The organism is Streptomyces incanus (genome assembly GCF_042656345.1).
Classification (GTDB): domain Bacteria; phylum Actinomycetota; class Actinomycetes; order Streptomycetales; family Streptomycetaceae; genus Streptomyces; species Streptomyces incanus.
Genome location: NZ_JBHSPC010000014.1, coordinates 53,897 through 75,062 on the forward strand (window position 1 = coordinate 53,897; position 21,166 = coordinate 75,062).

General features: G+C 69.9%; 20 protein-coding genes and 2 riboswitches. Of the genes, 6 read left to right on the plus strand and 14 right to left on the minus strand.

Annotated features, from left to right (window positions below):
* The first annotated feature begins 38 nt into the window (after positions 1–38).
* Positions 39–815 (plus strand): N-acetylmuramoyl-L-alanine amidase, encoded by a 777-nt coding sequence (locus tag ACFP2V_RS05105; protein ID WP_381206045.1) that lies wholly within the window; start codon positions 39–41, stop codon positions 813–815.
* A gap of 320 nt (positions 816–1,135) precedes the next feature.
* On the opposite strand, the gene ACFP2V_RS05110 is transcribed toward ACFP2V_RS05105, so the two are convergent.
* The 3 genes from ACFP2V_RS05110 to ACFP2V_RS05120 all read right to left on the minus strand — a co-directional run bounded on the left by ACFP2V_RS05110 (position 1,136) and on the right by ACFP2V_RS05120 (position 2,807).
* Positions 1,136–2,305, minus strand: a complete 1,170-nt coding sequence (locus tag ACFP2V_RS05110; RefSeq protein WP_381206050.1) for a cysteine desulfurase family protein — start codon at positions 2,303–2,305, stop codon at positions 1,136–1,138.
* A 68-nt stretch (positions 2,306–2,373) separates the two neighbouring features.
* Positions 2,374–2,640, minus strand: coding sequence for a DUF4190 domain-containing protein (locus tag ACFP2V_RS05115; RefSeq protein ID WP_381206053.1), 267 nt, complete (start codon positions 2,638–2,640; stop codon positions 2,374–2,376).
* Between the two features lie 5 nt (positions 2,641–2,645).
* Positions 2,646–2,807 (minus strand): hypothetical protein, encoded by a 162-nt coding sequence (locus tag ACFP2V_RS05120; RefSeq protein WP_381206055.1) that lies wholly within the window; start codon positions 2,805–2,807, stop codon positions 2,646–2,648.
* Positions 2,808–2,946: 139 nt separating this feature from the next.
* On the opposite strand from ACFP2V_RS05120, the gene ACFP2V_RS05125 reads away from it, so the two are divergent.
* Entirely contained in the window at positions 2,947–3,696 is a 750-nt protein-coding gene (locus ACFP2V_RS05125) for a TetR family transcriptional regulator (RefSeq protein ID WP_381206058.1), read from the plus strand.
* Positions 3,697–3,723: 27 nt separating this feature from the next.
* Here the strand turns inward: ACFP2V_RS05125 and ACFP2V_RS05130 are convergent, their stop codons facing one another.
* The 10 genes from ACFP2V_RS05130 to ACFP2V_RS05175 all read right to left on the minus strand — a co-directional run bounded on the left by ACFP2V_RS05130 (position 3,724) and on the right by ACFP2V_RS05175 (position 14,493).
* Positions 3,724–4,584, minus strand: a complete 861-nt coding sequence (locus ACFP2V_RS05130; protein ID WP_381206061.1) for a thioesterase family protein — start codon at positions 4,582–4,584, stop codon at positions 3,724–3,726.
* Between the two features lie 88 nt (positions 4,585–4,672).
* On the minus strand, positions 4,673–5,332 hold the full coding sequence (locus ACFP2V_RS05135; protein ID WP_381206395.1) for a trimeric intracellular cation channel family protein: 660 nt from the start codon (positions 5,330–5,332) through the stop codon (positions 4,673–4,675).
* A gap of 103 nt (positions 5,333–5,435) precedes the next feature.
* Complete coding sequence (locus ACFP2V_RS05140; protein WP_381206064.1) at positions 5,436–6,794, minus strand: oligopeptide/dipeptide ABC transporter ATP-binding protein; 1,359 nt, start codon at positions 6,792–6,794, stop codon at positions 5,436–5,438.
* On the minus strand, positions 6,791–7,792 hold the full coding sequence (locus ACFP2V_RS05145; RefSeq protein ID WP_381206067.1) for an ABC transporter ATP-binding protein: 1,002 nt from the start codon (positions 7,790–7,792) through the stop codon (positions 6,791–6,793). The genes ACFP2V_RS05140 and ACFP2V_RS05145 overlap by 4 nt, the downstream gene beginning before the upstream one ends.
* Positions 7,793–7,798: 6 nt before the next feature.
* A complete protein-coding gene (locus ACFP2V_RS05150; RefSeq protein WP_381206070.1) occupies positions 7,799–8,758 on the minus strand; it encodes an ABC transporter permease in 960 nt (319 codons plus the stop codon).
* Position 8,759: 1 nt separating this feature from the next.
* Entirely contained in the window at positions 8,760–9,764 is a 1,005-nt protein-coding gene (locus tag ACFP2V_RS05155; protein ID WP_381206073.1) for an ABC transporter permease, read from the minus strand.
* A gap of 104 nt (positions 9,765–9,868) precedes the next feature.
* On the minus strand, positions 9,869–11,539 hold the full coding sequence (locus ACFP2V_RS05160) for an ABC transporter substrate-binding protein (RefSeq protein ID WP_381206076.1): 1,671 nt from the start codon (positions 11,537–11,539) through the stop codon (positions 9,869–9,871).
* Between the two features lie 418 nt (positions 11,540–11,957).
* A complete protein-coding gene (locus tag ACFP2V_RS05165) occupies positions 11,958–12,707 on the minus strand; it encodes an enhanced serine sensitivity protein SseB C-terminal domain-containing protein (protein ID WP_381206398.1) in 750 nt (249 codons plus the stop codon).
* 157 nt (positions 12,708–12,864) lie between these two features.
* On the minus strand, positions 12,865–13,671 hold the full coding sequence (locus tag ACFP2V_RS05170) for an enhanced serine sensitivity protein SseB (protein ID WP_381206079.1): 807 nt from the start codon (positions 13,669–13,671) through the stop codon (positions 12,865–12,867).
* 153 nt (positions 13,672–13,824) lie between these two features.
* Positions 13,825–14,493 (minus strand): AAA family ATPase, encoded by a 669-nt coding sequence (locus ACFP2V_RS05175; RefSeq protein WP_381206082.1) that lies wholly within the window; start codon positions 14,491–14,493, stop codon positions 13,825–13,827.
* Positions 14,494–14,727: 234 nt separating this feature from the next.
* A riboswitch (glycine riboswitch) is annotated at positions 14,728–14,827 on the plus strand.
* A riboswitch (glycine riboswitch) is annotated at positions 14,828–14,950 on the plus strand.
* Positions 14,951–14,985: 35 nt separating this feature from the next.
* On the opposite strand from ACFP2V_RS05175, the gene gcvT reads away from it, so the two are divergent.
* The 4 genes from gcvT (at position 14,986) to ACFP2V_RS05195 (ending at position 19,704) form a co-directional block, all read left to right on the plus strand.
* Positions 14,986–16,119: a glycine cleavage system aminomethyltransferase GcvT gene (gcvT, locus tag ACFP2V_RS05180; protein WP_381206085.1), complete on the plus strand. Its 1,134-nt coding sequence runs from the start codon at positions 14,986–14,988 to the stop codon at positions 16,117–16,119.
* Positions 16,120–16,493: 374 nt separating this feature from the next.
* On the plus strand, positions 16,494–16,871 hold the full coding sequence (gcvH, locus tag ACFP2V_RS05185; RefSeq protein WP_381206088.1) for a glycine cleavage system protein GcvH: 378 nt from the start codon (positions 16,494–16,496) through the stop codon (positions 16,869–16,871).
* A 15-nt stretch (positions 16,872–16,886) separates the two neighbouring features.
* On the plus strand, positions 16,887–18,161 hold the full coding sequence (gene glyA, locus ACFP2V_RS05190) for a serine hydroxymethyltransferase (protein ID WP_381206092.1): 1,275 nt from the start codon (positions 16,887–16,889) through the stop codon (positions 18,159–18,161).
* 175 nt (positions 18,162–18,336) lie between these two features.
* Positions 18,337–19,704, plus strand: a complete 1,368-nt coding sequence (locus ACFP2V_RS05195) for an L-serine ammonia-lyase (RefSeq protein WP_381206095.1) — start codon at positions 18,337–18,339, stop codon at positions 19,702–19,704.
* Positions 19,705–19,903: 199 nt separating this feature from the next.
* On the opposite strand, the gene ACFP2V_RS05200 is transcribed toward ACFP2V_RS05195, so the two are convergent.
* Positions 19,904–20,857: a hypothetical protein gene (locus ACFP2V_RS05200; protein WP_381206098.1), complete on the minus strand. Its 954-nt coding sequence runs from the start codon at positions 20,855–20,857 to the stop codon at positions 19,904–19,906.
* Positions 20,858–21,166 lie beyond the last annotated feature (309 nt).

The window sequence follows — 21,166 nt, forward strand, 5'->3', positions numbered from 1 at the left end:
ACGGGAACCGGAGCCACCGGGTATCCGTTGTTGATCGCATGGGGGAGAAACGAGCTTCCGGGGACCGGGCTGCCAAGGACGGCGACCGTCGCATCGGCCGGCGGGCCCTGATCGTCGGCGGTGTGGCCGCCGCCGCGGGTACGGCCGTGCTGGCGCGGGACGAACTGGGCCGCCTGTGGTGGAGGGTGCCCGGGGTCGAGAAGCCGCGCGAGCAGGGCGTGGTCGACTTCGCGGGCGCCCGCTGGGTGGCGGCCTCGGACGCCAACTGGCGGCGCGCGGACCGGCCCGACGACTTCGGCATAGACATGGTGATCGTGCATGTCACCCAGGGCAGTTTCGACAGCGCGGTACGGGCCTTCCAGGACCCCGGGCACCAGGCGGCGACGCACTACATCGTCGGCCAGGACGGACGCGTCACGCAGATGATCCGCGAGCTGGACGTGGCCTACCACGCGGGAAACCGCGGCTACAACGAGCGCAGTATCGGCATCGAGCACGAGGGATTCGTCGACCGGCCGCAGGACCTGACGGACGAGATGTACGAGGCCTCGGCCCGGCTCACGGCCCGGATCTGTGCGCGCTACGACATACCCGTCGACCGGAAGCACGTCATCGGCCACATCGAGGTGCCGGGGACGGATCACACCGATCCGGGCCCGCACTGGGACTGGGACCGCTACATGAAGCTGGTACGTCAGGCGCGCACGGCGACGGCCGACCCCGCCACCCGAAAAAAGGGACAAAAAACCTCAACCCACCCCCTTCCATCCAGAGAGGGGCGTTCTATCATAAGAACAGGCCTACGAGATGAGTGAGGGAGTTCGACCGGAGTAGCCGACTTCAGCGCGAGGTTTCGACTTCCGCTGGTGCCGACGTCGACGGTCGGACTGAGAGGCCGGAAGGTCGCAGGACAGGACCGGAAGGCGACCCCTAGTCACCTGATCCGGGTCATACCGGCGAAGGGAACCCGTCTCGTAGGTCGCAGTCGTGCCCGGGGGAAGCCGGTGCCCCGGCAGGCGGCGTTCGGCCCGTCGCGACGCCCGGCACGCTCCCCTCAAGCTCTTCGAGCAGAGGGGACCCCCACTCGCCGCACCGGACGCCGCTCCTCGACGGGCGAACGCCGCCTGCCGGGGCACTAGGTCAGCCCCGCCGCCCGCGCACGTTCCACCGCCGGGCCGATGGCCTTCGCCAGGGCCTCGACGTCGGCCCGGGTGGAGGTGTGGCCGAGGGAGAAGCGGAGGGTGCCGCGGGCCAGGTCCGGGTCGGTACCGGTGGCCAGCAGGACGTGGCTGGGCTGGGCGACGCCGGCGGTGCAGGCGGAGCCGGTGGAGCACTCGATGCCCTGGGCGTCGAGCAGGAGCAGCAGAGAGTCGCCCTCGCAGCCGGGGAAGGTGAAGTGGGCGTTGGCCGGAAGCCGTCCCCCGGGCGCGGGGTCGCCGCCCAGGTCTGCGTCCGGGACGGCCTCGCGGACCGCGGCGACCAGGTCGTCGCGGAGCGCGCCGATCTCGCGGTCGAACCGTTCCCACTGCTCGGCGGCGAGCCGGCCGGCGACGGCGAAGGAGGCGATCGCGGGCACGTCGAGCGTGCCGGAGCGCACATGCCGCTCCTGACCGCCGCCGTGCAGCACCGGTACGGGGGCGTACTCGCGGCCCAGGACCAGCGCCCCGATACCGTACGGGCCGCCGATCTTGTGGCCCGAGACGGTCATCGCGGCGAGCCCGGACGAGGCGAAGTCCACGGGCACCTGGCCGAAGGCCTGAACGGCGTCGGAGTGCAGCGGGACGCCGAACTCGGCGGCGACCTCGGCGAGTTCACGGACCGGCAGAATCGTCCCGATCTCGTTGTTGGCCCACATCACGGTGGCGAGGGCGACGTCGTCGGGGTTGCGGGCGATCGCCTCGCGCAGGGCATCCGGGTGGACCCGGCCGTAGGAGTCGACCGGCAGGTACTCGACGAGGGCGCCCTCGTGCTCGCCGAGCCAGTGGACGGCGTCCAGGACGGCATGGTGTTCGACAGGGCTGGCGAGGACCCGGGTGCGGGCCGGCTCGGCGTCGCGCCGGGCCCAGTACAGGCCCTTCACGGCGAGGTTGTCGGCCTCGGTCCCGCCGGAGGTGAAGACCACCTCGCTGGGACGGGCGCCGAGGGCTTCGGCGAGGGCTTCGCGGGCCTCCTCGACACTCCGGCGGGCACGCCGGCCGGCGGCGTGCAGGGAGGAGGCGTTGCCGGTGACGCCGAGGTGCGCGGTGAGTGCCTCGACCGCCTCGGGAAGCATCGGGGTGGTCGCGGCGTGGTCGAGGTAAGCCATGGTGGGGCCGATTCTACGGGCCGCGTCCGGTGACCCCGGGGCGCGGTCGGCCGGGATGCCCCGCCGGCTCAGAAGCTCCAGGAGATCGTGTCGTTCATCTGCATCAACGCCAGCAGGACCAACAGGTCGGCCATGCCCAGGCCGAGGCCCAGGCCGGCGCGTCCGCGCCGGGTCGTGCCCCGCCGCAGGGCGACGCCCGCCAGCACGATGGCGATCGGCCCGAGAACGACGTTGAGGACGAGCAGGCCCAGCAGGCCCAGGACGAAGGACGCGACCGCCATGCCGTCGGCGTCCTGGACGGCGGTTCGGTGGGCGACCCGAGGGGTGAGGTCCATGGTGGTCAGCTCTCCCGGTCGATGGGGGTGTGGCGCTCGCGCAGGGCGAAAACGGCGAGCCAGAGGGCGATGACGGCGCCCCCGACCGCGGAGACGGTCAGTGGCGCGTGGGCCACGGTGCCCAGGACGACGCCCATGAGCAGGAGCGCGGCGACGAGGAACAGCATGAGTCGGATCCTCCAGGCTTCGGTGTCCGGCGTTCGGTGAACGCTTGTAGTTACAAGTGTTCACTGACTCTATGGTCTAAACACTCGGCGTACGACGTCGCGCTTTGCAATTCCGGAGAACAGTTGTTGACTGCATGGCATGAGTCACCCCTCGGGCATTCGGCAGGCGCAGAAGCAGAGGACCCGGCGGGCACTCCTCGACGCGGCACTGGAACTGCTCGAGGAGCAGAGCCTCGGCAGCCTGGGCCTGCGTGAGGTCACCCGGGCCGTGGGGATCGCCCCGACCGCCTTCTACCGGCACTTCCGCTCGATCGAGGATCTGGGCGTGGCGCTGGTCGGGGAGGCGCTCGAGAGCCTGCACCCGTTGATCGGGACAGCGGTGTCCACGACCGGCGACGCCGAAGAGCGCATCGCGCGCACCGTGGAGTTGATCGCCGGGCATGTGGACCGGTACCCGGCCCACATGCGGTTCATCGTCCGCGAACGGCACGGCGGGGTGCAGGCGGTCCGGGAGGCGATACGCGACCAGCTCGCCCGGTTCGCCGAGGAGGTCGCAAAGGCGCTGGCCGAGGACCCGGTGTCCGCGGGCTGGAGCGAGGACGACCTGCTGATGCTGGCCCAGCTCTACGTCGACCAGATGATCGCCACGGGATGCCTCTTCCTGGAGGCACCGGCCTCGACGGGGGCCTCGGCAACGACATCGACGCCCGGACCCGGGGGTCGGGCACGGGAACGCGTGGCGCTGACGGCGGCCCGTCGGCTGCGGCTGATCAGCATCGGCCGCCTGCACTGGCTGGACCGCCCGGCCGGCGAAGGCACACCCGGCAGAGACACATCCGGCAGAGGTACGGCCGGCAGAGGTACGGCCGGCATCGGTACGGCCGGCTGACCCGTCGGCCGTACCGCGAAGGACCGCTCAGCCCAGGCGCACCCGGGCGAGCTGACGGGACTGGGCGACCAGTCGGTCCGCGCTGTCCCAGACCTCGGCGTCCTCCTCCAGGAAACCGCCGGCGAGGTTGCGCGTGGTGATCGACACCCGCAGCGGGCCGGGCGCCGGGCGGGAGCGGACGTGCACCGTCAGTTCGACCGTGGGCACCCAGCCGCTGAGCCCCAGTTCGAAGGCGGTGGGAGGCAGCGCGTCCACCGCGAGGAGCAAGGAGAGCGGGTCGTGGTCCCGGCCGTCGGCGAGCCCGAACCAGGCGCGCATCTCCCCCTTGCCGGAGGGCTTCCCGAGGGCCCAGCCGAGGGTCGACGGGTCGAGCTTGAGCATCAGCCGGTCCATGATGGCGGAGCTGCCCTCGACGGGGGCCGGCCCGTCCTCGGGGCCGAAGCACTGGTCCATGGGCGGTATCGCGGGCGGCTCGGCCGACGTACGGACGTCGTCGGGGAGGGCGCCCAGGTCTCCATAGGAGGCCAGGAGGCGGATGCGCTCGATCTCACGGCCCTGGCCATCGGTCTGGAAGAGGGACGCCTGCCCGGTCGAGAGGGTGCGTCCGGCGCGTACGGTCTGGGTACGGACGACCGCCGGGCCAGGCTGGGAGGCGGTCAGGTAGTGCGCGGAGAGGGTGAACGGGTCCGAGTGCGGCAGGGCGTCGGCGAGGGCGCGGCCCAGGACGGCCAGCAGATAGCCGCCGTTGACGGCGCTGATGATCGTCCAGCCGGCGGAGAGATCGATGTCGTAGACGCCCGGTTCACGGGGCGTGACCGCGGTGTCGCGGTCGAACTCACTGTCGCCGATGGCGGCCCGGATGGCCGGGGCGGAGGCTGCTTCTGGCATGCGTGAACAGTACAAGAGACACCTACTAAGCGGTAGCTTTGGGGTGCCGGTCGGGCTCCGAACCGCACCCCGCTCCCCTGCTCCTCCGCTACTCCTCCTCGCGGGCTGTCGAACGCCGCTGCCACGCGCGGGGGGCCCGCCAGTGGTACCGGAGCGCCAGCAGTCGCAGCACGAACGCCGTGATCACGGCGAGGCTGCTGGTGAACGCGTTCAGCGCGTCGAAGTGGATGCACAGCGCGACCATGGTGGCGCCGACCATCGCCGGTACCGCGTAGAGATCGCGGTCCCAGCGCAGCAGCGAGGGCACCTCGTTGGCGAGCACGTCCCGCAGCACACCGCCGCCCACCGCGGTGACGAGGCCGAGGCAGGCCGAGGCCGTCAGGCCGAGCCCGTAGTCGTACGCCTTGCTGGTACCGACGACGCAGAACAGGCCGAGCCCGGCGGCGTCGAAGAAGTTGACGGCGTTCTGGATGCGCTCCACGTGCGGGTGGAGGAAGAAGACCAGCACCACGGCGAGCAGCGGGGTGACGAAGTACCCCAGGTCTGTGAAGGCGGCGGGCGGCACCGCGCCGATGACCACATCACGGAAGAGCCCGCCGCCGAGGGCCGTCGCCTCCGCGAGGACGGCGATGCCGAAGGCATCGAGGTTCTTGCGGACGGCCAGCAGGGCACCCGAGATCGCGAAGACGAAGATGCCGATCAGGTCGAGCGCGTGCAGGAGGGACGGACTGAAGAGTTGCTGGAGCACCCGCATATTCTTACTCAGCAAGAACCCCTCGCCTTACAAAGCAAGGCGAGGGGTGATGTGAACTTGCCTGTCCGGGGACCATTCCACGGACGCTCGGCGTCGGCTAGACGGCCTTCTCCGCCGCGGCCTTCTTCTCGGCCCCGGCTTCCGGCTCGGCCCCGGCCTCCGACTCGGTCCCGGTCTCCGGCTGAGCCTTGTCGTCCGTGGCCTCCGGCTCCGTCACGGCCTTCGGCTCCGCCTTCTCCACCGCGGCCTCCGGCTTCTCCGGCTCGGTCTCCGCTTCGGCCTTCTCGTCCGCGACCTTCGGCTCCGCCTTCTCCACCGCGGTCCCGGACTCCTCCACCGCGGCCTTCTCCACCGGCGTCCCGGACTGCTCCGGCGCCGTCACGTCACCGGATCCCACGGACGCCGGGGCGTCCTCGACGCCCTCGCGGGTCGCCGACACCACCTCTCCGTGGGTCCGCTTCAGCGTCCCGGCCGCGATCTCGGCGGTGTAGTGGCAGGCCACCCGGTGGCCGCCGCCGACGTCCCGCAGTTCCGGCCGTTCGGTCGCGCACTTCTCGGCCTGGGCCCAGGGGCAGCGGGTGTGGAAGCGGCAGCCGGTGGGCGGGTTCGCCGGGGAGGGCAGGTCGCCGGTGAGCAGGATGCGCTCGCGGCGGTCCTCCACCTCCGGGTCCGGCACCGGCACGGCCGACATCAGGGCCTTGGTGTACGGGTGCTTGGGCTCGGCGTACAGCGTGTCGCTCGGTGCCTCCTCGACCAGCGAGCCCAGGTACATCACGCCGATCACGTCGGAGATGTGCCGGACGACCGCGAGGTCGTGGGCGATCACCAGGTAGGTCAGGCCGAGTTCCTCCTGGAGTTCCTCCAGCAGGTTGACGACCTGGGCCTGGATCGACACGTCGAGCGCGGAGACCGGCTCGTCGCAGATGATCACGTCCGGTTCGAGGACCAGCGCGCGGGCGATGCCGATGCGCTGGCGCTGGCCGCCGGAGAACTCGTGCGGGTAGCGGGCCAGGGCGTTGGAGGGCAGGCCGACCCGCTCCAGGATCGCCTTGATCTTCTCGCGGCGCTCCTCCTGGTTCTTTCCGATGCCGTGGGCGACCATGCCCTCGGACAGGATCGACTCGATGTTCTGCCGGGGGTTGAGCGAGCCCAGCGGGTCCTGGAAGACCATCTGGAGCCGGCGCCGGAAGCGGCGCATCTCCTCGTTCGGCAGCTTCGCCAGGTCGGTGCCGTCGAGGACGACCGACCCCTCGGTGATGTCCACGAGCCGCAGCACCGACCGCCCTAGGGTGGTCTTGCCGCAGCCGGACTCGCCGACCAGACCGTAGGTCTCGCCGGCCTCGACCTTCAGGGACACCCCGTCCACGGCGTAGACGTGCCCGACCGTACGGTCGAACAGCACGCCCTTCTTGATGGGGAAGTGGACCTTGACGCCGTCCAGTTCGAGCAGGCTCATGCGGGGACCTCCTCGGCCTTCGCGTCGTCGAGTACGGGGTTGACGCACCGCACCCGGTGATCGGCGGCACGCGGCTCGGCGAGCTGCGGGGTGCCGGTCAGGCAGCCCATCTCGTACCGGTCGCAGCGGGGTGCGAAGGCACAGCCGTCGGCCCAGGCGACGCGGTCGTTGATGGAGCCGCGGATGGGCTTGAGGGACTCGCCCCGGGGAGCGTCCAGGCGCGGGATGGAGCCCAGCAGTCCGTGCGTGTAGGGGTGGGTGGGGTGAGCGAACAGCTCGCGGCGCCCGGCGGACTCCACGGCCTTGCCCGCGTAGAGCACGTTGACCTGGTCGCAGAGGCCGGCGACCACGCCGAGGTCGTGGGTGATCATCAGCAGGGCGGTGCCCTCCTGGTCCACGAGCTCCTTGAGCAGTTCCAGGATCTGGGCCTGGATGGTCACGTCGAGGGCCGTGGTGGGCTCGTCGGCGATGAGCATGCGCGGGGCGCAGGCCACCGCCATGGCGATCAGCGCGCGCTGGCGCATGCCGCCGGAGAGCTGGTGCGGGTACTCCTTGAGCCGCCGGGTCGGGTCGGGGATGCCGACCCGGTCCAGCAGGTGGGCGGCCTCCTTGCGGGCGGCCGCCCCCTTCATCCCGCGGTGGCGCTCCAGGATCTCGGTGACCTGCACGCCGATCGGCACGACCGGGTTGAGCGAGGACAGCGGGTCCTGGAAGATCATCGCCATCTTGCTGCCGCGCAGGTCGCGGCGGGCGGACGGGCTCATGGTGAACAGGTCCGTGCCGTCGAATTCGGCACGGCCGCCGACCGTGACGCCCTTGGGGGGCAGCAGGCCCATCAGGGCCAGGGAGGTGACGGACTTTCCGCAGCCGGACTCGCCGACCAGGCCCACGACCTGGCCCTGGTCGACCTCGAAGGAGACGCCGTCGACCGCCCGGGACTCCTTGCGGCCGCGGCCGCCGAAGGTGACGGTCAGTTCGTCGACAGTGAGCAGAGACATGGTGGTTCAGCCTCTCAGCTTCGGGTCGAGGGCTTCCCGCATGGCCTCGCCGAGGAGGGTGAAGCCGAGGGCGGTGATGACGATGCCGACGGCAGGGTAGACCGACATCATCGGCGCGTTGTCGAAGAAGCGCTGTGCCTGGGCGAGCATGACGCCCCACTCGGGGATGGCCGGGTCGGGGTTGCCCAGGCCCAGGTAGGACAGGGCGGAGGCCTCGATGATCGCGGTGGCCAGGGAGAGCGTGGCCTGCACGATCACCGGGCTGAGCGAGTTGGGGATGATCTGCGAGACCACGATGCGCCGCTTGCGCACGCCCAGGGACTTGGCCGCGAGCACGTAGTCCGCGCCGCCCTGCGCCAGCATCGAGCCGCGCAGCAGTCGGGCGAACACCGGGATCTGGACCACACCCACGGCGATCATCACCGTGGTCAGCGACTGGCCCATGACGGCCGCGATGGACACGGCCAGCAGCAGCGACGGCATCGCCAGCATCATGTCGATGAAGCGCATGATGACGGAGTCGATGCGCCTTCCGGTGTCGCCGCCGAGGGTGGCGGCGGCTCCGGAGAGGCCGCCGATCAGGAAGCCGATGACCAGGCCGATGAGCGTGGCGACGACGCCGACGAGCAGGGTCTGGCGGGCGCCGATCAGCATGCGGGAGAACATGTCCCGGCCGAGGTGGTCGAGCCCGAACCAGTTCTCGCCGCGCGGGCCGACGAACTCACCCCGGTTGGGGAAGACCTCGCCGCGCCAGGTCTGGGCGGTGGGGGTGAACGGGGAGATGTACGGCCCGACGATCGCGACAACGACGAAGAGGCCGATGATGACGGCACCGATGATCGCCATCTTGCTGCGCTTCAGACGGCGGAAGGCTTCCCTCCACAGGCTGGCGCCGGTGCTGGTCTCCTTGGTCGCGGTCAGTTCCGCGAGGCGCTGGATCTTGTCGGTCTTGGTGGCGACGCTCACGCTAGTGCACCCGCACTCTCGGGTCGATGAGGCTGTACGCCACGTCCACCAGCAGGTTGATCAGGACGTACACCATCGCGATGAACATGATGAACCCGACGAGCACGGGGTAGTCGCGGCCGTCGATCGCGGTCCGGATGAAGGAGCCGATGCCGCCGAAGTCGAACACCGACTCGGTCAGGACCGCGCCGGACAGCAGGGAGCCCGTGAGCAGGCCGACCGCGGTCACCACGGGGAGCATCGCGTTGCGCAGCACGTGCCGACCGCGGACGACGCTCCGCTTGAGGCCCTTGGCCTCGGCGGTGCGGACGTAGTCCTCGTCCTGCACCTCCAGGACGCTGGCGCGGGTCATGCGCACGATGACCGCGAGCGGGATGGACGCCAGGGCGATGGAGGGCAGCACCAGGTGATGGAGCGCGCTCCCGACGGCGTCGAACTCCCCGGTGAGGATGCCGTCCAGGACGGCGAAACCGGTCACGCTCGTGGCGTCGATGCCGGTCTCCAGGCGTCCGGAGACGGGGAAGAGCCCGAGCTGGACGGCGAAGACGCTCTTGAGGATCAGGGCGAGGAAGAAGACCGGGATGCAGATGCCGACGAGCGAGCCGGAGACGGCGGTGACGTCGAGCCAGCCGCCGCGGTTGCGGGCGGCGAAGTAGCCGAGCGGGATGCCGACGGCCACGGCGATGAGCATCGCGAGGAGGGACAGCTCCACGGTCGCGGGGAAGCGCAGGACGAACTCGTCCCACACCGGCTGTCCGGTCTGGGTGGAGGTGCCCAGGTCGAGCTCGGCGATGCGCTTGATGAAGCGCCAGTACTGGACGTAGACGGGCTGGTCCAGCCCGAGCGCACGGTTGATGCGAATTACTTCGGCCTCGGTGGCCTTCTCCCCCAGGATCGCTGAGGCGGGTCCGCCGGGCAGCCGGTCGAGCCACAGGAAAAGCAGTACCGACAGGCCGAGCAGCGTGGGTATGAGCTGGAGCAGTCTTCGTACGACGAGACGCAGCACCCCGCATGCCCCTTTCTTACGTGATGTGTTCCATGAATGGCCCCGCCCGGCCGTGAGTTTCGACGGCCGGGCGGACCCTGTGTGCTTGGGTGGCTACTGCTCGCTTACTTGAACGAGGCCTCGGCGAAGACTTCCTGCGTCAGCGGGGAGACGTTCGGCGGGTTCACGTTCTTGCCGAAGACGATGGCCGGCGGGGAGGACGAGACCGGGACACCCGGCAGGTACTCCATGACGACCTCGTTGGCGTTCTTGTACGCGGCGATGCGCTCTTCGTGCTTGCCGAGCTTGGAGCCGGCGTTCACGGCGTCGAAGACCTTCTTGTCCTTGAAGCCCCACTGCTTGTCGTACCCGGAGAACCAGGTGCCGATGAAGTTGAAGCCGTCGTTGAAGTCACCGGTCCAGCCGAGCATGTGCAGGTCGCAGGAGCCCGACTCGGTGGCGTCCAGGTAGTCCGGGGCCCACTTCATCGCCTTGGGCGTGACGGTGATGCCGGACTTCTCCAGGTCGTCCTTCATCAGCTCGAACAGGTCCTGCGGGGCAGGCATGTACGGGCGGGTGACCTCGGTCGGGTAGCAGAAGTCGACCTTCAGCTTCTCCTGGCCGGCCTTCTTGAGGAGCTTCTTGGCCTTGGCCGTGTCGTACGGGTACTGCTTGACGTCCTTGGAGTAGCCCTCGATCGTGTCGGGCATGAACTGGTCGGCGACCTTGCCGCCCTCGGGCAGCTGGGTCTTGACCAGGTTCTCCCGGTCGATCGAGTGCGCGATGGCCTGGCGGACTTCCTTCTTCTTGAGCGCGGGGTTGGCCTCCTGGCTCATGCCCACGTAGAAGAGGTTGAAGACGCCACGGGTCGGGACGCCGTAACCCTGGTCCTCGAGGGTCTTGACGTCGGCCGGCGCGACCAGGTCGTAGCCGTCGATGTCACCGGCCTGGAGCGCCTGACGGCGCGTCTGCTCATCGGAGATCGTACGGAAGACCAGGTTCTTGATCTTCGCCTTCTCGCCCCAGTAGCCATCGAAGCGCTCAAGGGAGACTTCCTTGTTGCCCTTGTTCCACTTCGTGATCTTGTACGGGCCGGTACCGGCGACCGTGCCGGCCTCCTGGCTGTACTTGGGGTACGTGATGGCGTCGCCCTTGGCGGAGGCGTCCTGCTTCTCGTACTCCTTGATGGCCTTCGGCGAGTGGATCGCCAGGGCGTTGAGGGAGAAGCCGCCGGGGAGGTTGGCGGAGGGCTCCTTGACCTCGATGACGGCGGTGTTCTCGTCCTTCGCGGTGCAGGACTTGTAGTTCGCCTCGGGCGTTTCCTTGTCCTCGTTCTTCGCGAAGCCGCCCATGATGGTCTGCCAGTAGTACGAGACCGCGCTGGACTGGTAGGTGCCCGTCCAGTTGAACCAGTGGTCGTAGTTGGCGCAGACGGCAGCGGCGTTGAACGCCTCGCCGTCGTGGAACTTCACGTTCTTGCGAAGGTCGAAGGTCCAGACGGTGCCCTTGTCGTTGCTCGACCACTTGTCGGCGAGGCCGCCGACCATCTCGCTGCCGCCGGACTTGTGCTCGATGAGCGCCTCGAACGCCTGGCGCGTCACGCGGAAGGTTTCACCGTCGCTCGCGAGGGCAGGGTCCAGGGAGCCAGGGTCACCGGCACCGGCGAAGACGAAGGTGTCCTTCTTGCCGTCGCTCTTGTTGTCACTGTCCCGGTCGCTGGAGCAGCCCGTGGCGATCAGAGCGACCGCCACCGCGGCCGTGATCGCCCGAGCGGCTCGGGACTTGGATATGCGCATATTGGGGCCACTCCGGGTCCGCTATGTGGATGCATCTTGACCGGCCGAACACTACAGATGTTCACAGCGAGTCGAGAACAGTCCGGATAGCGGTGATACCCACCTGAGATCTGAACAGTTGACATAAGGGACTCTTCAGGCGCCCCCCCTTCAGGAATTAACCGTCCTGAGACATTCGGCTCTCCCCGTATCCCTCCATGGGAAGCGCCGGACCGCGTGAAGAACAGGTGAAACCGCAGGTGACGGGCGGTCAACCGGCGACAGCGGAGCGCACATGGCTGAAAACCTGTCACAAAACCAGTGCCCGGCAGCGGCGTGGGCTGCCCCTGCTGACGCTCGTGTCCACTCCGTGGACACCGTCACGCTGAGTCAGCACAGGAGGGTGCGGCCGTACCCGTCTCCCCCGCATACGGCCCGGTCAGCGCTGGTGCGCGGGCGGATAGCCGGAGCCCGCGGCGGGGGGCGCAGCGGCGCCGTGGGCCTCGCGGTCGTAGAACGGGCGGGCGTTGGCGCGCAGCCACATAGCGACCGGGTCGTGCTCGTCGGACATCGCGACGGTCGACACCGGGAGCCCGTCCGGGACCGCGCCGAGGGACTGCCGCATCATCGCGCGCACCGCGTCCACGGCCGGCGGCGACGTGTCGTACACGTCCAGGCCGATGGCGAGGTACGGGGCGCCCAGCGACGGCTGCACCCAGGCACGGCGCAGCGAGCGGACGGCGGGGGTGCGGTGCGCGTTCTGCGCGAGCAGGGCGTAGAACTGCGGGATCTCGATGGCGGGTTCGGACAGCCGCAGGGGCCCGGCGGGCTGACGGTCGAGGCCGGTGGCGAGCCTGCGCAGATCGAGCCAGGGGATGCCGAGGCCGCCGCCGGGGGCGTGCGGATTGAGCCAGAGTCCGTAGCGGTCGGGGTAGAGGGCGCGGGCGGCCTCGAGGCCGTCGACGACCTCGTAGGACCGGTTCCAGCCACTGGCGGACAGCTCCTGGGCGGAGGTCACGCAGGGCGCGTAGCCGAAGCCGTCGACCTCCATGTTCCCGTACTGGGCGTCCGGGGAGCCCGCCTGACCGTGCCACAGCAGCATCCAGACGTGACCGGAGGAGGGGGTCGCGAGCGCGCGCAGCAACGCCTCGTAGGCGTCGTAACGCCCCGGTGCCACCTGGCGCAGCATGTGCTCGACCTGTCCGGCCGCCGCGGTGCCTGCGCTCACTTTGTATCGCCCCTCCGTACAACACCCTCGCCCAAGCCAATGAACCTAGCTTAAGCGCCTCTCGACCCCGGGGAGCTCCGCCGGTTCGCGGCCGTCCTCCGGCAGCACTGCGGCCCCCTCATCGCTCCCACTGGTAGAAGGGGCGGACACGGTCGCGCATCCACTGGCCGACCGGGTCCTGGGCCACGTCCAGGAGGACCAGGTTGACGGGCCACTTCACCGGCGCGCGGCCCAGCGCGCGGCCCAGCGCGTCCATCGGCGCGGCCCGCAGGTCGCCCTCCGCACGGGTCAGTTCGGCGGAGGACAGTTCGACGCCGACGAACAGCACCGGTTCGGCCGTCTCGATCTCGGCGAGGCAGCGGCGGGCGGTGGAGACGACGCCGAGGGCCTCGAACTCCCTGGAGGCGGCGGCGAGGAAGTCCACCGGGTCGTCCTGCCAGTCGGGTTCGAACAGCTTGACCCGGCCGCCGCTCGCGGGGCCGTCCAGCGGTCCGCGTCCGGCGCGGCACAGGGCGGCGACGGCGGGCGGCGGCAGCGGGACACCGACCAGTCCCCCGGGGTTCACGGCGATCCCGGCCTGCGGTGGCAGACCGCGCGCGAACTCCACCGCGGGCGCGACGGTGAACGACATGGGGGAGCCGACGACCTGACGGAACTGTTCCTCGGAGCTGAAGACCGGGACGTACGCCTGGCCTTCGATCTCCATCGTGGGCAGGTCCAGCGGGCCGCTGTCCGGTCCGCCGCCATCGGGCAGCGGTACCCACACATGGCTCCGGCCCAGTACCTCGATGATCCGGCCGTCGGCCGAGGGGAAGCCGAGGGATGCGGAGAGCACCTCCTCCAGCTCGTTGCCGGGCCATCCGCCGTGCGGATGGGGGTGAGTCTGTGCCGGGAAGTCCGCGGAGAAGCCCGCCGGGAAGTCCATCTGCCTACCGCCTGCCTGGAACCACTGCTGTGGCTGAAAGGCTAACCGCTGCCGCGCCCGGCGGTCGGCCCGTACCGCCGCCTGCCCCTGCACCGGCCGCCTGCCCGCACCCCGGCCGCCTGTCCGTACACCGGCCGGCCGTCTGTGCGGCCGTCAGTTCGTGAAGTCGATGCGGTGCAGTGCGTTCGCCGCGTCGCGGTCGGCCAGGACGGCCGAGCCGCAGCCCGCGGGCAGGATGCCGCGCGTCACGGACGCCAGCAGCCGGTCGATGGCGGTGCGGTGGCGCCGGAAGGCGTACCGGGAGACCCCGCGGCCGCGCTCGCGCTGGCCGTCCAGAGCCTGCTCCGGGGGGACGTCGAGCAGCAGCAGATGCAGGTCCGCGCCCCGGCGGCGGGCCTCGCGGGCCAGCCAGCGGCGCACCCAGGCCTGCGTGCCGCAGTCGTGGACGACGATTCCCTCGCCGGTACGCAGGGCGCGCCGCAGTCCGGCGTAGTGGGCGAGGCGGACCAGGGGCCGGTACACCGCGTACGGCAGGAGGCGCGGCATGCCGCGGTCCCAGCGGTCGCGGGTGTCCTGCGAGTCGATGAGGGTGCCGCGCGCCGCGCGCCGCATGAGGGTGGACTTGCCGCTGCCGGGCAGTCCGGTGACCACGACGAGGTCGCGGGGGCCGAAGAGCAGGGCGTGCGGGCTGCGGCCGGCGCGCTCGCGCAGGTCGCGGACGACAGGCGCGGGCAGGGTGCCGCAGGCCCCCCGGGCCGAGGGGGCCTGCGGCTCGGGCAGCGTGACGCCCGTGGTGGTGGCGTACGCCCTGGCCTTGTTCACCGTGAGTCCTCCCCTGGGGGCTGTCCGGCCCTGTGCCCAGGTACCGGACACCTCCCCGCCGAGTGTAAAGAGACGGTAACGCCGGGTGCCTCTGGTTTCCGTCCCTTTCCCGATACAGGCCTGTCACAGCCGTCCGTGAACACCCGAATACCCTGTGCTTCTCCCAGAAGGGTCCCCCTGCCGCGGCCCCGCGATGCGTGCAATGATGAGCGCGCCAACTGCATACCGGCCGTTTGAATCCGCGCGGGAGAGTCCTCGGCACCGTTGCCGCCGGGGCGCCGAAGGAGCAAGTCCCTCCCTTGAATCTCTCAGGCACCGTTACCGCGTGGGCGAGGCACATCTGAAAAGCGGGCCCCGCGCGAGTCGCCGGTGGCTCCACCCAAGGTGCAAGCCGTGGTCGTCCCCTGCGCGGGCGGTCATGGCGAACCTCTCAGGTTCCGATGACAGATGGGGAGGAAAGACCTCGCCTGTCCTGCCCTGGGAGACCGACCGATGAGCAGTACCGAACTCCGCCGGACCGCGCTCGACGCCGTGCATCGTTCGCTCGGTGCCACGATGACCGATTTCGCCGGCTGGGACATGCCCCTGCGCTACGGCTCCGAACGCGACGAGCACAACGCCGTGCGGACGAGGGCCGGTCTCTTCGATCTCTCCCACATGGGCGAGATCACCGTCACCGGCCCGCAGGCGACCCGGTTCCTCGATCACGCGCTGGTCGGCAACATCGGGACCGTCAAGCCCGGCCGCGCCCGCTACACCATGATCTGCCGCGAGGACGGCGGCATCCTGGACGACCTGATCGTCTACCGGCTCGACGACCCCGAGGCCGGGTCCCCCCGCTACCTGGTCGTCGCGAACGCCTCCAACGCCCAGGTGGTGCTGGACGCGCTCGTGGAGCGGTCGGCCGGCTTCGACACCGAGGTCCGTGACGACCGCGACGCGTACGCGCTGCTCGCGGTGCAGGGCCCCGAGTCCCCCGGCATCCTGCAGTCCCTCACCGACACCGACCTCGAGGGCATGAAGTACTACGCCGGGCAGCCCGGCACGGTCGCGGGCGTCCCCGCGCTCATCGCCCGTACCGGCTACACCGGCGAGGACGGCTTCGAGCTGTTCGTGAAGCCGGAGCACGCGGTCGAACTGTGGCAGGCGCTGACCAAGGCGGGCGAGGGCATCGGGCTGGTCCCGTGCGGGCTGTCCTGCCGGGACACGCTGCGTCTGGAGGCCGGCATGCCGCTGTACGGCAATGAACTGAGCGCCTCCCTGACGCCGTTCGACGCCGGGTTCGGCCGGGTGGTGAAGTTCGAGAAGGAAGGCGACTTCGTGGGCCGCGCCGCCCTGACCGAGGCCGCCGCCCGCGCCGAGGCGACCCCGCCCCGCGTCCTGGTCGGCCTGGTCGCCGAGGGCCGCCGGGTCCCGCGCGCCGGATACGCGGTGGTCGCCGGGGGCGAGGTGATCGGCGAGGTCACCTCCGGCGCGCCCTCGCCGACGCTGGGCCGGCCGATCGCGATGGCGTACGTCGACGTGGCGCACGCGGCGCCGGGCACGGCGGGCGTCGGCGTGGACATCCGCGGCAGCCACGAGCCGTACGAGGTCGTGGCGCTGCCGTTCTACCAGCGGCAGAAGTAACCGTCACGGAGGGCCCCGGGACGGCTGATGCTGTCGGCGAATCCGGTGAACCCGGGGCATGAGCCCGCCGACCGTGACACTTCCGGGAATGTGTCACGGTTCGCCGGAGTACCAGGGCCGTCGGTACGGGCTCGCGAGGCCCGGAACGCCGGGCCGAACCGACCACAGCATCACGGCTTCCGGGCCCTTCCCCGTCGTCGTGGGTCGTCGTGGGTCGGCGCGCAGGTCCTCGTACGTCGCCGTAGGGTCTTCAGGTCCTCGCAGGTCCTCGCACGGATGAGCCGGGCAGATCGTGCCTGCCCACGCGCTTGTCCCGTGCTTCCCGTAGTTTCCGAGTCATCAGCAAGTCCACCGCTTACAGGAGAATCCAGGTCATGAGCAACCCCCAGCAGCTGCGTTACAGCAAGGAGCACGAGTGGCTGTCGGCCGCCGAGGACGGTGTGTCGGCCATCGGCATCACCGAGCACGCGGCCAACGCGCTCGGCGACGTCGTGTTCGTCCAGCTCCCCGAGGTCGGTGACACCGTGACCGCGGGCGAGACCTGCGGCGAGCTGGAGTCGACCAAGTCGGTCAGCGACCTGTACTGCCCGGTCACCGGCGAGGTCACCGAGATCAACGAGGACGTGGTCAGCGACCCGTCGCTGGTGAACTCGGCCCCCTTCGAGGGCGGCTGGCTGTTCAAGGTGCGGGTCGGCGAGGAGCCGGCCGACCTGCTCTCCGCCGCCGAGTACGACGCCTTCATCCAGGGCTGAGGAGGCCGTAACCGCATGTCACTTCTGAACACCCCGCTGCACGAGCTCGACCCGGACGTCGCCGCGGCGGTCGATGCCGAGCTGCACCGCCAGCAGTCCACCCTCGAGATGATCGCCTCGGAGAACTTCGCCCCGGTCGCGGTCATGGAGGCCCAGGGCACGGTCCTCACCAACAAGTACGCCGAGGGCTACCCCGGCCGCCGCTACTACGGCGGCTGCGAGCACGTCGACGTGATCGAGCAGATCGCCATCGACCGGGTCAAGGAGCTGTTCGGCGCCGAGCACGCCAACGTGCAGCCGCACTCGGGCGCGCAGGCCAACGCCGCCGCGATGTTCGCGCTGCTCAAGCCCGGCGACACGATCATGGGCCTGAACCTCGCGCACGGCGGGCACCTGACCCACGGCATGAAGATCAACTTCTCGGGCAAGCTCTACGACGTCGTCGCCTACCACGTCGGCGACGACGGCCGGGTCGACATGGCCGAGGTCGAGCGGCTGGCCAAGGAGAGCAGGCCGAAGCTGATCGTCGCCGGCTGGTCGGCGTACCCGCGGCAGCTGGACTTCGCCGAGTTCCGCCGGATCGCGGACGAGGTCGGCGCGTACCTGATGGTCGACATGGCGCACTTCGCCGGTCTGGTCGCGGCGGGCCTGCACCCGAACCCGGTCCCACACGCCCACGTCGTCACCACGACCACGCACAAGACCCTCGGTGGCCCGCGCGGTGGCGTGATCCTCTCCACGGCCGAGCTGGCCAAGAAGATCAACTCCGCGGTCTTCCCCGGCCAGCAGGGCGGCCCGCTGGAGCATGTGGTCGCGGCCAAGGCCGTCGCCTTCAAGGTCGCCGCGTCCGAGGAGTTCAAGGACCGCCAGCGCCGCACCCTGGAGGGCGCCCGCATCCTGGCCGAGCGCCTGATGAAGGACGACGTCAAGGCGGTGGGCGTGGACGTGCTCTCCGGCGGCACGGACGTGCACCTGGTCCTGGTCGACCTGCGCGACTCCGAGCTGGACGGGCAGCAGGCCGAGGACCGTCTCCACGAGGTCGGCATCACCGTCAACCGCAATGCGATCCCGAACGACCCGCGCCCTCCGATGGTCACCTCGGGTCTGCGGATCGGCACGCCCGCCCTGGCCACCCGCGGCTTCGACGCCGAGGACTTCGCCGAGGTGGCGGACGTGATCGCCGAGGCGCTGAAGGCGCCCTCCCCCTTCGGAGCCGCCGACGCCGAGGCGCTCCGGACACGGGTGACGGCCCTCGCGGAGAAGCATCCGCTGTACCCCGGTCTGAAGTAATTCCGTACGCTTTGATTCGTACGAACGTCCGGGGCATCGCGCACACTGGGTCAGTGTGCGCGATGCCCCGTGTCGTGCGTTCCCCTGTGAACACCGTCCCGTTCCCCGCATGCGTATCACCGCGAACCACCCCCCGGCGGACAGCGGCGTCCGCCGAACCCCTAGGAGTCCTCCCGTGGCCCTCTCGGTCTTCGACCTGTTCTCGATCGGCATCGGGCCGTCCAGCTCGCACACGGTCGGCCCGATGCGGGCCGCCCGTTTGTTCGCCCGGCGGCTGCGCAACGAGGAGCTGCTGGACTCGGTCGCCTCGGTCCGCGCGGAGCTGTACGGGTCGCTCGGCGCCACCGGCCACGGGCACGGCACGCCCAAGGCGGTGCTGCTCGGCCTGGAGGGCGCCTCGCCCCGCACGGTGGACGTGGAGACGGCCGACGGACGGGTGGAGAAGATCAAGGATTCGGGCCGGCTGAGGCTGCTCGACACGCACGAGATCGCGTTCTCCTTCGACGACGACCTGGTGCTGCACCGCCGCAAGGCGCTTCCGTACCACGCGAACGGCATGACCCTGTGGGCGCACGACGCGTCCGGCGCCGAGGTGCTGGCCAAGACGTACTACTCGGTGGGCGGCGGCTTCGTCGTCGACGAGGAGGCGGTGGGCGCGGACCGCATCAAGCTCAACGACACGGTCCTGAAGTACCCGTTCCGCACGGGCGACGAGCTACTGCGCCTGACCCGGGAGACGGGCCTGTCCATCTCCGCGCTGATGCTGGAGAACGAGCGCGCCTGGCGGACGGAGGAGGAGGTCCGCGAGGGCCTGCTGGAGATCTGGCGGGTGATGCAGGCGTGCGTGGCGCGCGGCATGTCCCGCGAGGGCATCCTGCCGGGCGGCCTGAAGGTGCGCCGGCGTTCCGCGAACACGGCACGCAAGCTGCGCGCGGAGGGCGACGCGAAGGCCCTCGCCATGGAGTGGATCACGCTCTACGCGATGGCCGTGAACGAGGAGAACGCCGGGGGCGGCCGGGTCGTCACCGCCCCGACCAACGGCGCGGCCGGCATCATCCCCGCCGTTCTGCACTACTACATGAACTTCGTCCCCGGTGCCGACGAGGACGGTGTGGTCCGTTTCCTGCTGGCGGCCGGTGCGATCGGCATGCTGTTCAAGGAGAACGCGTCCATCTCCGGCGCCGAGGTCGGCTGCCAGGGCGAGGTCGGCTCCGCCTGCTCGATGGCGGCGGGCGCCCTCGCCGAGGTGATGGGCGGCTCACCGGAACAGGTCGAGAACGCCGCCGAGATCGGCATGGAGCACAACCTCGGCCTGACCTGCGACCCGGTCGGCGGCCTGGTCCAGATCCCGTGCATCGAGCGCAACGGCATGGCCGCGGTGAAGGCGGTCACCGCCGCCCGGATGGCGATGCGCGGCGACGGCTCCCACAAGGTGTCCCTGGACAAGGTCATCAAGACCATGAAGGAGACCGGCGCCGACATGTCCGTCAAGTACAAGGAGACCGCCCGGGGCGGTCTCGCGGTGAACATCATCGAGTGCTGAGGTTCTGGGCCCTGACCAGCGCGCTTCGTTCTTTCAGCGCTGTCAGGGCCTTCCCTGCTTGCACGGCGGAAAGTCCCTGGAACCTCCCTGGGACAGACGTGAAAGTCCCTGAAAAGTCCCTGGGATGTCCCGGCTCCGAGACCCGGTTGAACGCCAGCGCGCGCCGAGTCCATGCAGATCAGCACTCCAGTTGTGGAGCTCACGCGTGCGGTTGCATCGCCTCGAGTCGCGCCTCGACTTCGGCAACGACGAGCATCAATTCCTCGGTCGGGCGTCCCGCTGGGTCAACCAGCGGGCACTTCATGACCTTCACCGCGAGACCGTCGAGATCGAGCATCGTCGCGACCTCTGCCCGCCGACGGGAGTCATATCGGGCGAAATCGTCACACTTGTCAACCAGGGCGATAAGTGACGGCAACCTCGTCATCAGCTCGGACCGGAGATCCTGAGTGACGCGCTGCATGCTCTCGACGCACTCGTGCAGCGCGAGCGCCTCGTCCTGCCTCTGCTTTACGCCGGCCTCGCGCCGCTCCAGTACTTGCGCCTCCTCCTGCTTGCTGGCTTCGAGCGCTTGGATCCGCCATCTCGCTGCCAGTTCGTACGTGACCTTGCCCGAAGTGGCCTCGATCTGGTCCAGCATCTTCCTACCGGCCGCTCGCCCGCCGCCGCCGACCGCAACAGCCCCACGACCAAACCATGCTTCTGCGGCGTTGCGGGCTGCGGCCCCACGCAGCGTCTTGATCGCCCTGCCCGTGGAGGCGGATCCGAGGCTCTGCACCGCGCGATAGGACCCCGATTTGACAGCGGGACCGACGACGAGTGGCAGGGCGACGATCAGAACCACGCCGCCCACCATGCGGGCGGCCGGCAACACGGCGACACCTTCCGTTCGCCGTGGCTCGACACCCCCCTCATTGCTCGCGGTGGGCCTCTCGATCATTGCCAGTTCGAAGTGATCCACGTTCTTCATACGCCCGTAGACATCACGGGAGGGAAGAACGGCCACGTCGTAGAGCATCTGCCGTGCCTTACTCAGGGCGACGGAGTCCTCCGTAGCCTGCCGATCGAGCTCCTGAGCGGCCTGTTGCAAACGCTTGCGCGTCTTCCGGTTCTTGCGGACGAGCCCTACGGCGTCGACTACGTCGATGGTCACATTGCCCCCCATGTGCTTTTTGCAGGAGCCTAATTGGGATCGCCGAGCCGCGTCTCGGCGTTCTGCTATGCCGAAGTCATTCAGGTCGACCTGATCGTTCTAAGCCTTCCGCCCGTAGATGCAGGGACGGCCCTTGTCCTTGCATCCGTTGACACGCACAACGGCAGCCGTCGCGTGCCTCCGACGTGGACCGAAGGATTCTGCCGCCGTCTCCGTCCGCCTCTCGACTGCGATCTCTCAGTCAGGATGTTCGCAACCGCCGCCTGGTAGCGCGCGGACAGTCGGCAAGCCAGGGGCTGCACCGCCCTG

What these genes read in the sequence shown, in the direction of transcription:
- ACFP2V_RS05105 (WP_381206045.1), top strand. Translation starts at nt 39, where the DNA reads ATGGGGGAGAAACGAGCTTCCGGGGACCGGGCTGCCAAGGACGGCGAC.
- ACFP2V_RS05110 (WP_381206050.1), bottom strand. Translation starts at nt 2,305, where the DNA reads ATGGCTTACCTCGACCACGCCGCGACCACCCCGATGCTTCCCGAGGCG.
- ACFP2V_RS05115 (WP_381206053.1), bottom strand. Translation starts at nt 2,640, where the DNA reads ATGGACCTCACCCCTCGGGTCGCCCACCGAACCGCCGTCCAGGACGCC.
- ACFP2V_RS05120 (WP_381206055.1), bottom strand. Translation starts at nt 2,807, where the DNA reads ATGCTGTTCCTCGTCGCCGCGCTCCTGCTCATGGGCGTCGTCCTGGGC.
- ACFP2V_RS05125 (WP_381206058.1), top strand. Translation starts at nt 2,947, where the DNA reads ATGAGTCACCCCTCGGGCATTCGGCAGGCGCAGAAGCAGAGGACCCGG.
- ACFP2V_RS05130 (WP_381206061.1), bottom strand. Translation starts at nt 4,584, where the DNA reads ATGCCAGAAGCAGCCTCCGCCCCGGCCATCCGGGCCGCCATCGGCGAC.
- ACFP2V_RS05140 (WP_381206064.1), bottom strand. Translation starts at nt 6,794, where the DNA reads ATGAGCCTGCTCGAACTGGACGGCGTCAAGGTCCACTTCCCCATCAAG.
- ACFP2V_RS05145 (WP_381206067.1), bottom strand. Translation starts at nt 7,792, where the DNA reads ATGTCTCTGCTCACTGTCGACGAACTGACCGTCACCTTCGGCGGCCGC.
- ACFP2V_RS05160 (WP_381206076.1), bottom strand. Translation starts at nt 11,539, where the DNA reads ATGCGCATATCCAAGTCCCGAGCCGCTCGGGCGATCACGGCCGCGGTG.
- ACFP2V_RS05165 (WP_381206398.1), bottom strand. Translation starts at nt 12,707, where the DNA reads ATGCTGCGCCAGGTGGCACCGGGGCGTTACGACGCCTACGAGGCGTTG.
- ACFP2V_RS05170 (WP_381206079.1), bottom strand. Translation starts at nt 13,671, where the DNA reads ATGGACTTCCCGGCGGGCTTCTCCGCGGACTTCCCGGCACAGACTCAC.
- gcvT (WP_381206085.1), top strand. Translation starts at nt 14,986, where the DNA reads ATGAGCAGTACCGAACTCCGCCGGACCGCGCTCGACGCCGTGCATCGT.
- gcvH (WP_381206088.1), top strand. Translation starts at nt 16,494, where the DNA reads ATGAGCAACCCCCAGCAGCTGCGTTACAGCAAGGAGCACGAGTGGCTG.
- glyA (WP_381206092.1), top strand. Translation starts at nt 16,887, where the DNA reads ATGTCACTTCTGAACACCCCGCTGCACGAGCTCGACCCGGACGTCGCC.